This is a genomic window from Alteromonas aquimaris, assembly GCF_026183695.1.
Taxonomy (GTDB): Bacteria; Pseudomonadota; Gammaproteobacteria; order Enterobacterales; family Alteromonadaceae; genus Alteromonas; species Alteromonas aquimaris.
In genome coordinates this window covers 87,107-100,835 of sequence record NZ_JAPFRD010000006.1, presented here as the reverse complement: position 1 = coordinate 100,835, position 13,729 = coordinate 87,107, and the positions used below count along the sequence as shown (strand labels likewise).

The 13,729-nt window shown below is 38.8% G+C and carries 12 protein-coding genes; 1 reads left to right on the top strand and 11 read right to left on the bottom strand.

What is annotated here, in order from left to right; genetic code table 11:
* Window positions 1-45: 45 nt before the first annotated feature.
* From OPS25_RS06085 to OPS25_RS06060, 6 genes are all read right to left on the bottom strand, one after another.
* Window positions 46-1,752, bottom strand: coding sequence for a glycosyltransferase family 2 protein (locus OPS25_RS06085; protein ID WP_265616758.1), 1,707 nt, complete (start codon window positions 1,750-1,752; stop codon window positions 46-48).
* A 154-nt stretch (window positions 1,753-1,906) separates the two neighbouring features.
* A complete protein-coding gene (locus tag OPS25_RS06080) occupies window positions 1,907-2,902 on the bottom strand; it encodes a hypothetical protein (RefSeq protein ID WP_265616757.1) in 996 nt (331 codons plus the stop codon).
* Window positions 2,903-2,907: 5 nt separating this feature from the next.
* The gene (locus tag OPS25_RS06075) at window positions 2,908-3,873 is read right to left on the bottom strand and encodes a polysaccharide pyruvyl transferase family protein (protein ID WP_265616756.1); all 966 of its coding nucleotides are present in this window, start codon (window positions 3,871-3,873) and stop codon (window positions 2,908-2,910) included.
* 230 nt (window positions 3,874-4,103) lie between these two features.
* The gene (locus OPS25_RS06070) at window positions 4,104-4,961 is read right to left on the bottom strand and encodes a glycosyltransferase (protein ID WP_265616755.1); all 858 of its coding nucleotides are present in this window, start codon (window positions 4,959-4,961) and stop codon (window positions 4,104-4,106) included.
* Window positions 4,954-7,044: a glycosyltransferase family 2 protein gene (locus tag OPS25_RS06065; protein ID WP_265616754.1), complete on the bottom strand. Its 2,091-nt coding sequence runs from the start codon at window positions 7,042-7,044 to the stop codon at window positions 4,954-4,956. Before OPS25_RS06065 ends, OPS25_RS06070 begins: the two co-directional genes overlap by 8 nt.
* Window positions 7,037-7,645 (bottom strand): hypothetical protein, encoded by a 609-nt coding sequence (locus OPS25_RS06060; RefSeq protein WP_265616753.1) that lies wholly within the window; start codon window positions 7,643-7,645, stop codon window positions 7,037-7,039. The genes OPS25_RS06065 and OPS25_RS06060 overlap by 8 nt, the downstream gene beginning before the upstream one ends.
* Window positions 7,646-7,924: 279 nt before the next feature.
* Between OPS25_RS06060 and OPS25_RS06055 the strand changes: the two genes are divergently transcribed.
* The gene (locus tag OPS25_RS06055; RefSeq protein ID WP_265616752.1) at window positions 7,925-8,830 is read left to right on the top strand and encodes a hypothetical protein; all 906 of its coding nucleotides are present in this window, start codon (window positions 7,925-7,927) and stop codon (window positions 8,828-8,830) included.
* A 62-nt stretch (window positions 8,831-8,892) separates the two neighbouring features.
* Here the strand turns inward: OPS25_RS06055 and OPS25_RS06050 are convergent, their stop codons facing one another.
* The 5 genes from OPS25_RS06050 to gmd all read right to left on the bottom strand — a co-directional run bounded on the left by OPS25_RS06050 (window position 8,893) and on the right by gmd (window position 13,727).
* On the bottom strand, window positions 8,893-9,930 hold the full coding sequence (locus OPS25_RS06050) for a glycosyltransferase family 10 domain-containing protein (RefSeq protein WP_265616751.1): 1,038 nt from the start codon (window positions 9,928-9,930) through the stop codon (window positions 8,893-8,895).
* Window positions 9,923-11,089 (bottom strand): hypothetical protein, encoded by a 1,167-nt coding sequence (locus tag OPS25_RS06045; RefSeq protein WP_265616750.1) that lies wholly within the window; start codon window positions 11,087-11,089, stop codon window positions 9,923-9,925. Before OPS25_RS06045 ends, OPS25_RS06050 begins: the two co-directional genes overlap by 8 nt.
* Window positions 11,090-11,151: 62 nt before the next feature.
* A complete protein-coding gene (locus tag OPS25_RS06040) occupies window positions 11,152-11,598 on the bottom strand; it encodes a GDP-mannose mannosyl hydrolase (protein ID WP_265616749.1) in 447 nt (148 codons plus the stop codon).
* A 6-nt stretch (window positions 11,599-11,604) separates the two neighbouring features.
* Window positions 11,605-12,564, bottom strand: a complete 960-nt coding sequence (fcl, locus tag OPS25_RS06035) for a GDP-L-fucose synthase (RefSeq protein WP_265616748.1) — start codon at window positions 12,562-12,564, stop codon at window positions 11,605-11,607.
* A 44-nt stretch (window positions 12,565-12,608) separates the two neighbouring features.
* The gene (gene gmd / locus OPS25_RS06030; RefSeq protein WP_265616747.1) at window positions 12,609-13,727 is read right to left on the bottom strand and encodes a GDP-mannose 4,6-dehydratase; all 1,119 of its coding nucleotides are present in this window, start codon (window positions 13,725-13,727) and stop codon (window positions 12,609-12,611) included.
* Window positions 13,728-13,729: the final 2 nt, after the last annotated feature.

Below are 13,729 nucleotides of genomic sequence, written 5' to 3'. Positions count from 1 at the left end.
TTCTGCGCAAATAGAACTGCTTTAATGATTTGAGCTTGCCGCGAATCATTTGCTTGCCAGTGATTTATCCTGAAAGTGCTTTAGAAGGCTAAGTAGCTCTTCATTATTACTTACGACTTCAGACAAATTGAGCTTATGGGAAAAAGCCAGAGCAGCTTCATCTACCAGGGAGCTTTCAACATTTGATAACTTCAACATAGCACGTTCACGTCTGCCGCCTCCATAATGTTCTCCCCGCGACAATTGGGTTTTTAACTTTTCCTTGTATTTTGGCATTATTTTATAATGTGCCAAGCCAACTACTTCTCCGGCCATTCTAACGGGACTGGTATAGTGATTAGCGTTAAAATGTATAACTTCCCCTCCACCTCTAACGATGGGTGACTTCGTCAAATTAGTGAGCGCCGCACCCAATACACGCTTTCTTATCCCCCCACTTAATCTCGCATAGGGAGGTGAAACGATGGGAAATATGAAATCAACTTTGTCAAAGAATTTTGGTGTATTCGTAATGTATTCTGGTACAGATTTATTATCCATATCAGATAAGTATTTAGGATATAAGTCTATTAAAGCGCCAAAAATACTGTCGATCGGTTCAATGCTTCTTTCAGTCAAATATGTCTCAATAGGTTTTTCTAACATGTCTGGATACATTAAAAATTCATCGGCATCCACTTTTATGATTAGTTCATCTTTGGAAGAATACTGACTGATTAAAGCGTTAATCCAAGTTGCATTGAACTTAGAATCATTGAAGCTCTCTTCAGTATAAAAAAGATTTACATCAGCTTGAGACTTCAGATATTCAAGTGTTCCATCCGTAGACCCATTGTCAACTAAGTAGAATAAAACGTTTCCTAATGACCTGTAATACGCCAAAAAGCTAGGTAAAATGTCAATTTCATTGTTAAATGAACAGAAAATCTTGGCATGATGATTCGTTGCTTCCACCAGTTTTATTTTTTGTAGTTGGGTGGAAAAAAAACTGGATTTATCAATATGCGAAAAGTAGTGAGATTTCGCTTCAGTAAATCGACCGAGGGTTGCTAGATACCAACAATAAAGTTCAACGTGCTTTGTTGTACTTGCTGGCACCTTATCAAAATATAAGTGTGACAAAGCGAGTGCATCATCGATTGACCGCTTTAAAGTCGCTTCTATGATACCTTTGATTCTATCTCTTTTGACCTTTTTTTCGGATAGATAAAGTATGAATCGTTCAACAGTCTTTATGACCACACGATACTCATTCCCTGCGCTTGTTTTAAGTAAATGAACAAACCAAGCTGGATTAACATGTGTTTGGGATTTAATTCGTATATCTATTAATTTTAAAAACTCATGATGCTCTACCAAGGCTGGAAACTTGTTTGCAAAAAGGTTGGCGCTTTCCTGATAGTGGGAAATACCGCCGCATTGCTCAAACAGACGAGAAAATCTCCCACCATATTGATTGATAGAATGATCTGGAATGTGATTGAAAAGAATCGTTAGTACATTATCAGATAATGGAAGTTTAGGGTCATCCACTTCTTGAAACACTGTATTTAATTCAAGTCGATTTAATGCAATCTGAATTATTCTGCTTGCTATAGGCTCAGGCAGGCCTTCTCTTACCCCTTGCAACAACTTAAGTAGCAATGATTTAGATATTAAATCGCTTCCAACATTATCCCTACCAGCCAACGCTGCAGCTACTAAACAAATCTGCTGATTATTCCATTTATCTTCATAGAGCTCATCTCGCACGGCAAGTGTACGAGGAAGTAGTGATGGATACGATCTAAGCGCCTGATAAAAAGAAGGAATAAAATTCGAGCTATCCTTACCGAAGTCTAGATGGCGGAGCTTATTGAGTAGAGTACAGATATCCCGCTTCGAACTAATAAGAATGGGTAATAGTTTAAAGCGATAATAGTAATGACGATATAAGTGCCACATCTCTTTGACTCAATCCTTCAAATTTCAGCTTCTTATTATTGACCTTGGTCAAACGTTCTTTGTCTACAAATCCACTTCCCGTGGATATTGAATCTTCACTAAGAATTTTCTGAATGACTTTTTCCTGCTCAGCAACATCGAAGAAACTTTTAGCGCCTTCAAATCGCGCGGTAAATTTATCCAGCTTGGCAACTTGGGCGAGCATCTTAGCATATTTATTTAAAATCCCTCTATCTTGCTCAACCTGATTAAATAACCTTTTCATCTCGATTAACGGGGGTGGTAGTGCGACATTTGCTCTTTTCTTTTCTTCGTTTACAGGGAATGCTGAAATGCCAAGAGCGTGAAGAAAATTAGCTGTGACATTACCCCTTTCGATCAAATCTTCGAAGTATAAAACGTCAACTTCGCCAATATGTTTTGACCAAAGCTCGCACTGCTTATCATGACAAAAGCGATCTGGATACTCTCTCAGAAAGCGGAGAATATCGCCTTTATAAGCGGTGACCTTCACGTGTTCTGAATATAAAGACTCCAAATAACTAGCATAGGGTCTCAGTACTAAGACTACACGAACATCATCGAATTTGATGATAGAGCGTAGTTTCTTTATATAGTTTTCCTTTCTATCCCAAATAGAACCTTCATTATTACCCAACGCTGCTCTATAAAAAGCTTCAGCCGAGATCAATACTTTCTGATAACCATTTTGAAGCGCGATCTGATGCAATCGAAAAAAGTATTCTTCTACCTGTTCGACAGTAAATTTTTTGCTTTGCCCCATTAGACCTTTAGCGAGATCTAAATGGGAGTAATGATTGTCGACATCTGGAAATAGTTCCTTATAACTGGGATACCAGCATCCCTGCTCTTTTAACCATTGTCTTTGAGCTGACAATTGCTGTTGAATTGTCGTTGTACCCGTTTTGTGCGTACCAATATGTAAAATTAATTGCATAAATATTATGAAGATAGTGGATTGTGTGAAATATTAAAGGGCGCAAAATTTATCAAACCTTTTTGCAACTCTTCGATTTTACCTTTCTCTGGTAACGTAAACGTTAAGTCGGCTTCACTGAATAATTGAGTAGTGAGATCTACAGGATTCGGGCACTCGAGCGCTACTGAAAGATAATAATCTTTAAATTTAGTATGGCTGGTACCGGACTTACCTCTTTTCGTTACCTCAGTGAAGTTAGCCCAACAAACAGGTACATCATAAGAGTGGCAAACTATTACTCCGTGCAACGAAGAAGAAATCACTCGTTGACACTCTTTAATCTCATCTATAACAGGCTCGATATTTGAAAATTCATATCCTAAATCACCCAACTGAATGACCCGCACGTGTGGTTGATCTTTATATCTTTCTTTAACCTTCTCGTAATCCTTTACATGAGGAATCAGACCAATTTCATATTTCTTTTCACACTCTGGGTTATGAAAAAGAGGCAATAATATCGCAGGGTCACCATAGGCCAGAGGATGGCGCTCACTAATTATTCCGCTTGATATAAGATGTTTTCTTGTAATTGGACCGCGTACCGCGAAGATTCGAGACGCACTGAAAACCTCTTTGTGTTTTTCGACGTCTCTAGCTTTCATTAAACCTATACCCCATAAATGCGATTGGTTTGTCGAAAAATGCAAAATACTGCCGATAATTAAAAAGTGTTTCCTCTCCTCAGGCACTTTTTGTTTATTCACAGGAAAAGTTTCTGCTGTTTTTCCTGTTAATTTTTGGTAAATGTAAGGACCCACTAAATCACCAAAGTTCCCGGAAAAAACTTCAGAAAAACCTACAAGATTGACCCCAGCAAGCAGCTTTCTTGCCTCGAGTACGTGAGCTGGTGTGCGATCAATTCGCATACCTCTTGTCGGCATTAAGTTGCGAAAAATTTTATGAAGCTTTGTCTTTATTTTGGACATCAAATATCTCATCTCTGAAAATTACGTGGTATTCATCTTAATTTGCAAACTTTGTTGCAGCAGTTTTCTCATTTACTTTTCATAAGGTTGATTTGTTATTTAGACTGCTACGTTGAATACCTAATCAAACATTTATGCGGCATTTAGCTATCTGGTCACTTGTATATTTGATAGCTCAGCCATAGGTAAGGACATTTTCGATTGGTGTTTATTCAAATGACCTTGAAAAACTAATAGTAACTATTTAAAAAATGCGGATTTAACCATGTGCTGCTTTTTGACAAGTTCAGATTAAAAACATCCAATAAATTTAGTCTATAACGATTTAAAAAGTACCTGTGTAAGTTACTCATAGCCACATCGTTCCCGCCGAACTTATTAATTTTTCGATAAAGCGTGTTATCGTCTTCTTCCCCTAAATCCTTAAACGCTTCTTCCAGGCTTTCCGCTAATAATACCGAAGGGACCCCGTTTATAGCGGTATGAACTTTTAGCCACAGGTCATCGGCATGGTTGCAGGCGGCGAGTGCTTGTTCTATATCTACTATATCAGGGTGAAAATATTCCGGCCGGTAAAGTATACCATCTTTACCCGTCCCCACTGTCTTCAAACTGGGTTGAAGTACCGTTGAGTCTGAATGAATCCAAGTGTTGTACGGCATTATCGATTCTTCATCACAAACTAACTGTCTTCCTCGGTAGGCCACAACACAGTTGTGTTTTTTGTTTGCCTCAATAAGCCCCTGTAGCCAGTTGTCAGGATATACAGTGTCATCGTCAACCGTCACCAAATAGGTAAAGTCTATTTTGTCCGCAAAGTATTCTTTTAAAAGCGGTAAAAACTTACGATAGGGCCCAATGTTTTGGGTATAAAAAACGTTAAATCGCCCACCACTATTCTTCGCTACGCGTTGCAACGTATCTGGGACGTTTTTTATACCCTTATCTAACAAATACGCTTCGTCGGAAATATACAAACGTACCTCAAAATCAATCGACGTCTGTTGATTGAGTAGTGATTCGATCACCAGGTGAATTTTATCAACTCTCGAATGGATCGTCGTTAGACTAATTATTAAGCTACTCAACACCACACTCCTCTTGATTAGCTTTACGTCCACTGAGTATCGCTATACGTTTGCGGAAATACACTAATTGGTCTCCGTGTAAATATTCATATAGTGAGGAAATAGTCTTCAGCGAAGATCTCATGTAATAGAGTGGAATGTTCAGGTGATAAATCGCTTGTTCACCTAACATACGCTGGATGCGTGTACGAAAATCAATATCTCCACGAGACCGAAATGCGCGAAAGCCGCCGACAGTATTTAGAACATCGCGCCTGAATATCAATGACGCAGGGCCATCCCCCAACACTAATAAATTGCGTGGATCATCAACGGATAACATCCCCTCATCAGAATAGCGCACATGTTTTGTAAAACAAGCTGAATAGCATTCACTTTCCAAAGCATTCACCTGCCGCTCAATGCGCTGGGGATGACTGACATCGTCATCATCCTGAATTGCTATAAACTGCCCTTTCGATTGCCGAATGGCGATATTTCTGCTGACGTATTGACCCACATTTTGCTGATTACGAATAAATGTGATCTGCATACTCTCGAAGCTATCACATATTTCAGCAATCTTATGACTTGAGACTTGTTCTGAACAATCATCTACAACTATTACTTCAATATTTTGGTAACTTTGTAGTGCAAGTGAATGCAATGACAATTTGAAGAAATCCAAGTCAGGATTGAAGGTGGTTATGATAATGCTCACCAACCCTTTATCAGTGCCAGAACGAGTCATTGTTTGTCCAGCCTCAATGACCGAGGAAAATATATCCTTTAGCGAGTAATCAACATCAGTTGGCAAACAGGGAGTACAGTTAGATGCCAATAAGCTGTCATTTACAATCTCGTTTGACAACTTTTTCAAACCTAATGCCGCCGCGAAAGTGAGCGGCACCTCGCTACTGATTGCAGGAATGCCATTTGTTAACATCACCTGGGTAAAGAAACCTAGCTTCTCACTCTCCTCAACAAGAGGTTGTAACAAGCTAAACAGGTAAATCCATTTATTTAAGCTAAGTTCTTCAACGTCAACGTGTTCTAAAATATGTTCAAGTTGCCGCCTTGAGCAAATCGTTCGGTATGAGCGCCTGATATCCCGATAGACCACATTGAAGTCGGCATCATCCATTGAAAATGCAGTAATCAATAGCTTAACCGTATCAATAGAATTTAGTAACTCCTGGTCACTGTCAGCGATAAAATAACAGGCTCGAAATAACATCCGCACGTGTTTTATTTCGTCAAAGCTGCGCCAGATGGTGGCAAAACGCTTAGGGTCGGTTATGAAATTTATTTTTACTGGGGAACGGCTTAGCGTCTCGATGGTATGGGAGAAAACCTGCTGTGATTGCAAGCGTTCTTGCCACTCTGCTCGCCCGGTAAAAGCCTTAAAGTCGTCGACATTTTTCGATACTGACAGAAAGATACTCAACATTGCATCAAACGAGGACTCGTCTGCGGGGTAAGAAAACGTAAGTAGCTGCTCATTGATGTATGATACTTCTGATGAAGCGGCGAGAATTTGTTGAATTAATCGTAAGTTTTCAACAGATTTTAAGAACACTATGTCAGCAAGAAGCGATTGCAGTTCATCAGCAATTAGACGAGCAAGCTCTTTTTCCTTACCCAAAACAATTGCCAGTTCGGTCAACTGAGGAAGCGAGAAAGTTATTAGGTCTGCTGTTAACGCGCTTTCCGCCAGCGTTTCAGCATAATAAACAGCCAGACCATAATCTTTTCGAAGCGTTTCGGTTGCGTCAAATAAAGCGCTCTTTATCTCATTGTGGTTTTGCGATGATTGCAGCACATTCACCGCAAGATCAAGCTGAACGACATTTTTGTTTAGTAGGGTTGGAACTAAGGAGGCAAACGTTTCGTCATCGCCCTTGATTATGCATGAACGTTCGACGTTACCCTTTTTACTGGATAAAACGCTCAATAATTCAACTTTCTCATCTACCTTATTTACAGAATAAGAATAATCTAATTCGCCATTGAGGTTTTCTAGTTCAGTATCAGTCACATCATTGAAACCTAGCACGTTCTGAGCAAACGTCTTAAAAGAAGTATGGTTATGGTGCTTATTCATTATTTTCAGTTTTTTTGTAAGAACTTTCGGCAATTTTACGCTTCTCTAATACGCCATGACGCAGATAATGAACAAGCGGATTAAGTGCAGACGAGATAATATCGGGATTAAATTGTAAATAGGCTTTCGTAGAAAACGATGATGACGGATCTAATAAATTAGCATAGCCATGCAGCAAATAATGGCGCGCCAGGGCTTTGTCATCACCTTGTACGCCACTAAAGTCCGAGTACCACTGCGAATCGAAAAAATCACTTGTCAGAATTAGTTGAATGTCCTGTTCAAAAGAAGACTTATCAAAAAATACCCTGCGTGCAAACTTAACCAATATTGATTTTAGATAGCGATACCAGCGAGAACGAAAATAGCTTTCCTCAATAAATGACTTTGTAGAATGGGTTAACGCGAGTAAAGCCGCGTCACTCATTTCACTTTGTTGATTGGCTTTATTCCGCGCTCGCCGTTTGCGTCTAATTGTTGAAGCGGCTTTTAAATAAAGTTCCGGGTAAACCTTTTTTAAGTTGTCTTGCGAAAGATTTGCCAGATCGGAAGCATCTTCCTGCGTGAAGGCCAGATTGTATAGGCTGTTATCGTTTTGCATCGTGGGGAAAACCCGTTAATTTTTTTGACCATTCATCATCATTTTTGTTCAGGGGGTATTCTAACAGAATAATTTTTTAAAGTTGGGGGCAATTTTTAAGCATTCTAAATGATGAGACTAAATAAACCCGTCAATTGTAACCTTGGTGCCAAACCGTGTAAATATTATGATATTCTCTTACAGTTATGTTCAAATTAAAGAGAACTATTGAGCGTACGAAAAGTTAATCCTGTAACATATAACAAGGTTTAACGTAGTTTACTCGAGTTCACAGAAAAAATGCAAAGCAATAAAGATAACATAGATTTACCCAAGAACCTTGCAGAGAAAATGCTTTCGGCGCAAGAAACATACGACTTTATTTCATACCGTATTTCGTCGGGAAAGCCGTTTATGGCAGCGCGATTTGGCGGAAGTGAGTCAAAAGTCATTCATTCTTTAGCGATTAAACGGGAAAAGGAAGTACCTAGAGAGTTTAGAGATGAAATAAAAATTAAATCTGGTGTAACTCCACCTGTTGGTAGAGTGATTAAATATTTTTCATACGAGTCCATTTCAGCAGCGCTTAGAAGTGATTTAATGGGCTTATGGAAGTTCAGTGACGATGAGAGTAATAAGCGTCAAATTAGCCTATTGAGTGTAGCAGCGCCCGAATCATTAACGGACTTAGACTATCTTAATCCATTCATCGTTAGACACGCGTTCCAAATAGCTCCTTGGACTAGTAGACTTTCAGGAATGAGAGTGTTAGTCGTTCATCCGTTTACTAAATCTATTGACCAACAAATTAAGAATATTAGAAACATTCCAACAATAAATGAAATCTGGCCAACGGATATTTCATTTACTCTCTTATCTCCGCCCATTACTTTTGCAGGAGAAAACACGGACTCAAATTGGATAGATGAATTAACCAAGCTCAAAGAAAAGATTTACAAAACAGATTTTGATATTTGCTTTATAGCTGCGGGCGCTTATGGCTTACCAATTGCTGGATTTGTAAAAGATCTAGGAAAAATAGCAATTCATTTAGGAGGCTCACTACAACTTCTATTCGGCATCACGGGGAGTCGTTGGGAGAATCAGGGGTATTATGATTTTAGCAAATTAACTGGCTGGATACGGCCTCACGCTAAAGAGAAACCTAAACTCCATCAACGGATAGATGCGTCTTCCTACTGGTAATGTTCATATGAGGCGGGTGCTGCAATCAGCGCAATTATTGATGGAGAGCCGAACTAAAGCAGCTAACTGTTAGCAACGTCACAAATCGCCTTCATGCATTCCCAGACCACCCTGGCACGCTCTTCGTGTAGATTTTCTTGATTGGAAAATAATCTTTTCAGTCTGTTTAGCGTGTGTTCATATTCGAAAAAATCAAAATCATCTATTTTAAAATTGTTAAGAAGATCGCAACTCTCCGAGGGAGACTTACCCCATAGATTTATAAAGGCAGAAGATGAAGTGAATTCGAAGATACGATGCGACGGATTTGCTAAGTAAATTGGAATCGCTCCAACAATGAATGCATCAAAAAACTTTTCTGTAATATAGTTTTTATCATGAACATTTTCTATAGCAGACAATAACTGTACCTTATCAGATAAACTGAATAATTTATCAATATGCCAATCTGTCAATAACTGTCTCCTACCGACTTCGTTCCACCCCTCTCCGCTGATAGAAACATCTTGCCCTTTACTTAGCAGTGCCAGTTGAGTTCGATAGATTGAAAGACCATAGATATGGTTTAACTCATCTTTATACTCGTATTTTTGCTCATCCCGATATTGTGCCAGAAAAACTATCCTATTTTGACTTGATTTCAGCCTTAATTTTAAAGACGCGCTGTCAAACGAACTGCTTCTCGACGAGAGTAAGCTAGCATACCTTGAAAAATAACAACTTTCCGTTGTCAAAAAGTAGGGGATTTTGTGAAATTTAAAAATGTCTGATGTGAAATGGTTAAAATTCCAAATTTTTAATGGCTCACCGCCTAAGTAAAAAGTGTCAGACTGCAATCTGAAATCATTTCCTGAAAGAGTATCCCAAAGCGGTTCTTCAGAAATAATTAGAATTTTAGGAATCTCGCGATTTTTTTTTAGCTTTTGAAGTGAAGTACTAAGGCCGTTTAGGTCAACGGAAAACCCAAGAACGACAATATCTGCATCCTCCATTCGGGAAACGAAGTTACAAAAATTTCTAAATATCTGCTTATATTCCGAGTATGCCATCGGTGTACGATTCGCATGCTTACCCGTTAAAAATACATTAACCCTAGTCATCTGTTCCCCACAGTAACCATGCTACTTTATGCTCTTGCAGGATATTCTTGACAAATATTTTAACGTCCATTTCAGAATTATCATATTTCTTTACTATATTTCTTAAGGTATCCGTGTCTAAAATCAACGGATAAATATCTTCACGCCGCAAAATAATTTTATTAATTAGCATCAAGAGAGCTGTATCAATCTGAAAGGGAAAGCATTCTAACTTTTCCTGTATAGAGCTATTCATACAGCCATTTAGATAGCTTGGTGAAGCATTTTTTATTTTGAATGCGTCCTGAATAACATCAAACGCTATTCCCATCTTTCCTGAGTAACAAAATTTTAATTGTTGAATATGAGATAAAAAATTTTCTATAAATGAGCTTATCGTTAAATCATCTTCATTCTGAGATGTTAATTTTCTTGAACTGTGGAAAATCAACGAATTGAAAATTAAGTTGTCAGATTTTAAATATGTGGGTGCACCAGGAAGAATAGGAACAGCATCTACTTTAAGCGCATCCCAGAATACACGTCCTTTTAACTTATTTGGCACTCTACCAACGATAATATTTCCTTTGCAAAGAGCTCTATTATAAATTGGGTGTTCAAGTAACTGGGCACTAGCAATTGTTTGTTGCTCTATAACAGCACTTTCTTCAAATAACAGCGAACCTTTTTTAGGGTTTAGTTCATGTAATCCTGCAACATCAATTAAGGTAAGTTCAATTTGCTTACCCAACTTCCCTAATGACCTAACTTGTAATAAACATCTTTTATCCAATTCTCTTAAATCAATCGGGTGTTCGATGTCTGAGGGAAAAGCACGAATCGTTATACCGGATTCCAATAACGAGAAAGCAGCCTCATCATCTACCCAAAATGGACAATAGAGCTCTGTGACACCTATACGTTGGAGTGCTTCTGGAAAATTTACTATCTCGGCAAACTCGCAGACCGAAGTGAAACTTTTTCCTCCGCCCACACTGCGCAAATAATCAGCAAATTGATTAACGCATTTCAAATTATAGCTAGTTATTTCAACAAAACTTTTCCAATTAATAGCAAGAAAATTTGATGCGGAGAAAAAATCTGGAAATTGCGAAACCAATTTATAGGCCAAATTTTCTAAGTTGTGAAGTTCTCCAAACTTTTCCGCAAAGATTACCATCTTAGTTACCACTCAAAATTAATTTCAGAGAAGATGTAAAGTCGAAATGTAAATCCAAATCGCTATACAATGTATGCCTTTGTATAATGATGCACATCATTACAACGGAGTAATTCATTTTTGCTAAACCACTTATAAGCAGTATGCTGAACATCAGGAGGATCAACTAACTGGTCAACTTCCAACTTGTATGCTATTACTACGTAATGAGTAGAAATGGATTCACTTAATACGCTATTAGCGTAGAAATGCTCAAAGAGTCCGAGTAGCTTTGCATTCTCAATGCTAAAACACGTGCCAAATTCTTCTTTCGCTATTCGATCAAAAGACTTTCCTATCGATTCGTTTTTGTAGATTCTACCACCAGGAACAAACCAATAATTTTTTGCTGGCTGATTAGATCTCTTTCCTAGTAGGAATTGATTTTGTTGATTTTGTACAAGCAAATCAATTGAAATTAGCGGTGTACTTTTTAAGACAGTCGAAAACGTATCAGTATCTAAATACATTGCAGATTACTTTCTAAAGTTTTGTTGATTCTTTAAAAACCAATCGTATGTTGAGCGTAGCCCATCTTCCAGCCTAATACTATATTGCCATCCGAGTTTTGAGAGACGGCTCACTTCCATCAATTTTCTAGGTGTGCCATCTGGCTTTGAAGTGTCCCAAATAATCTCCCCTTCAAAGCCAATCACTTTGGCTATTGTCTGAACTAATTCTTTAACGGTGCAGTCTTCGCCCGTCCCAACGTTAATATGACTCAACATTGGCTCAACAACGTTAGCGTATTTTGCTTGCTCTAGTTCCATGATAAATATTGAGGCGCTGGCCATATCTTCCACGTGAAGAAACTCACGCATGGGCTTCCCGCTACCCCAAGCTATTACCTGAGATTCATGGTTAACTACGGCCTCATGAAATCTTCTCAGCAAAGCAGGAATGACGTGTGAATTATCAGGGTGAAAATTATCATTAGGCCCATATAGGTTCGTTGGCATAATAGAACGATAATCCCTTCCATATTGTCTATTAAAGCTTTCGCAAAGTTTAATACCAGCGATTTTCGCGATCGCATATGCTTCGTTAGTTTCCTCTAACTTTCCAGAAAGTAGTGAATCTTCACGAAGCGGTTGATCGGCATGTTTGGGGTAAATGCAACTGGAGCCTAGAAATAAAAGTTTTTCCACGCCATTCTGATGAGCAGAGTGTATTATATTCGCTTCTATTGTCAGATTTTCATAAATAAAGTCTGCAGGATAGGTATTATTCGCGTGAATACCACCTACCTTAGCAGCAGCCAAATAAACTTCATCTATTTGATTTTCTGAGAAAAAACACATGACATCTGATTGATTTGTTAAATCTAACTCTTCGCGAGATCGAGTGATCAAATTTATATCATCTCTTTTAGCAAGTTGGCGGACAATAGCGGATCCAACCATTCCTTTATGGCCTGCTACATAGACAGTTTTCATAATGACCTCAATAAACCGTTAACAAATGGTTTGATGTTACCCAATTATTCTTTTGCTACAGCGACAGAAAACCCATGCTTTTTCAACAATGCATGTCTTTTCGCTATATCCAGATCACTTTTCACCATTTCGGAACACATTTCCTCCACTGTAATTTCAGGCTCCCATCCAAGCTTGTTTTTAGCTAACGATGGGTCACCTAACAATGTTTCAACTTCAGCTGGCCTGAAATAGCGTGGATCGACTCGAACAATCACATCTCCCACATCGACATCGGTGATCTCACTGTTGTTAATTTTAGTTATGGTTGCAACCTCATCTATGCCCTCGCCGGAAAATTCGATGGATAGCCCTGCTTCGCTGGCTGCCAACTTCACGAATTCACGCACAGAGATTTGCTTTCCTGTCGCTATAACAAAGTCTCTAGGAACATCCTGTTGCAACATCATCCACTGCATACGCACGTAGTCTTTTGCGTGTCCCCAGTCTCTCAATGCATCCATATTTCCAAGAAACAAACAGGTTTCTAAACCACATGCGATGTTAGCAATGCCTCGGGTAATCTTTCTTGTTACAAATGTTTCTCCCCGTCTAGGAGACTCGTGGTTAAATAATATTCCGTTACAAGCATATATACCGTAAGATTCGCGGTAATTAACCGTTATCCAATAAGCATACATCTTTGCAACTGCATAAGGAGAGCGTGGGTAAAATGGCGTTGTTTCACGCTGAGGAATTTCCTGAACCAAACCATAAAGCTCTGACGTTGATGCCTGATAAAATTTAGTCTTCTTTTCTAAGCCTAAAAATCGAATTGCCTCTAGGAGGCGAAGTGTGCCTATCGCATCAACATCTGCGGTATACTCAGGGGACTCAAAGGAAACTGCCACGTGTGACTGCGCGCCAAGATTATACACTTCATCCGGCTGAACTTCCTGAAGAATTCGAGTTAAATTAGAAGTATCAGTCAAGTCACCGTAATGTAAAAAGAAATGAGGGTTTTCATTATGGGGATCTTCGTATATGTGATCGACCCTCTCAGTGTTAAACGAAGATGCCCTGCGTTTTATCCCATGAACTTCATATCCTTTTTCTAAAAGGAATTCCGCAAGATACGAACCATCTTGCCCAGTAACGCCTGAAATTAAAGCAACTTTTCTCATTA

Excerpts from the sequence above, each read along its gene's own strand:
- OPS25_RS06080 (WP_265616757.1), bottom strand. The coding sequence starts at position 2,902 with ATGCAATTAATTTTACATATTGGTACGCACAAAACGGGTACAACGACA.
- OPS25_RS06075 (WP_265616756.1), bottom strand. The coding sequence starts at position 3,873 with ATGTCCAAAATAAAGACAAAGCTTCATAAAATTTTTCGCAACTTAATG.
- OPS25_RS06065 (WP_265616754.1), bottom strand. The coding sequence starts at position 7,044 with ATGAATAAGCACCATAACCATACTTCTTTTAAGACGTTTGCTCAGAAC.
- OPS25_RS06060 (WP_265616753.1), bottom strand. The coding sequence starts at position 7,645 with ATGCAAAACGATAACAGCCTATACAATCTGGCCTTCACGCAGGAAGAT.
- OPS25_RS06055 (WP_265616752.1), top strand. The coding sequence starts at position 7,925 with ATGCAAAGCAATAAAGATAACATAGATTTACCCAAGAACCTTGCAGAG.
- OPS25_RS06050 (WP_265616751.1), bottom strand. The coding sequence starts at position 9,930 with ATGACTAGGGTTAATGTATTTTTAACGGGTAAGCATGCGAATCGTACA.
- OPS25_RS06045 (WP_265616750.1), bottom strand. The coding sequence starts at position 11,089 with ATGGTAATCTTTGCGGAAAAGTTTGGAGAACTTCACAACTTAGAAAAT.
- OPS25_RS06040 (WP_265616749.1), bottom strand. The coding sequence starts at position 11,598 with ATGTATTTAGATACTGATACGTTTTCGACTGTCTTAAAAAGTACACCG.
- fcl (WP_265616748.1), bottom strand. The coding sequence starts at position 12,564 with ATGAAAACTGTCTATGTAGCAGGCCATAAAGGAATGGTTGGATCCGCT.
- gmd (WP_265616747.1), bottom strand. The coding sequence starts at position 13,727 with ATGAGAAAAGTTGCTTTAATTTCAGGCGTTACTGGGCAAGATGGTTCG.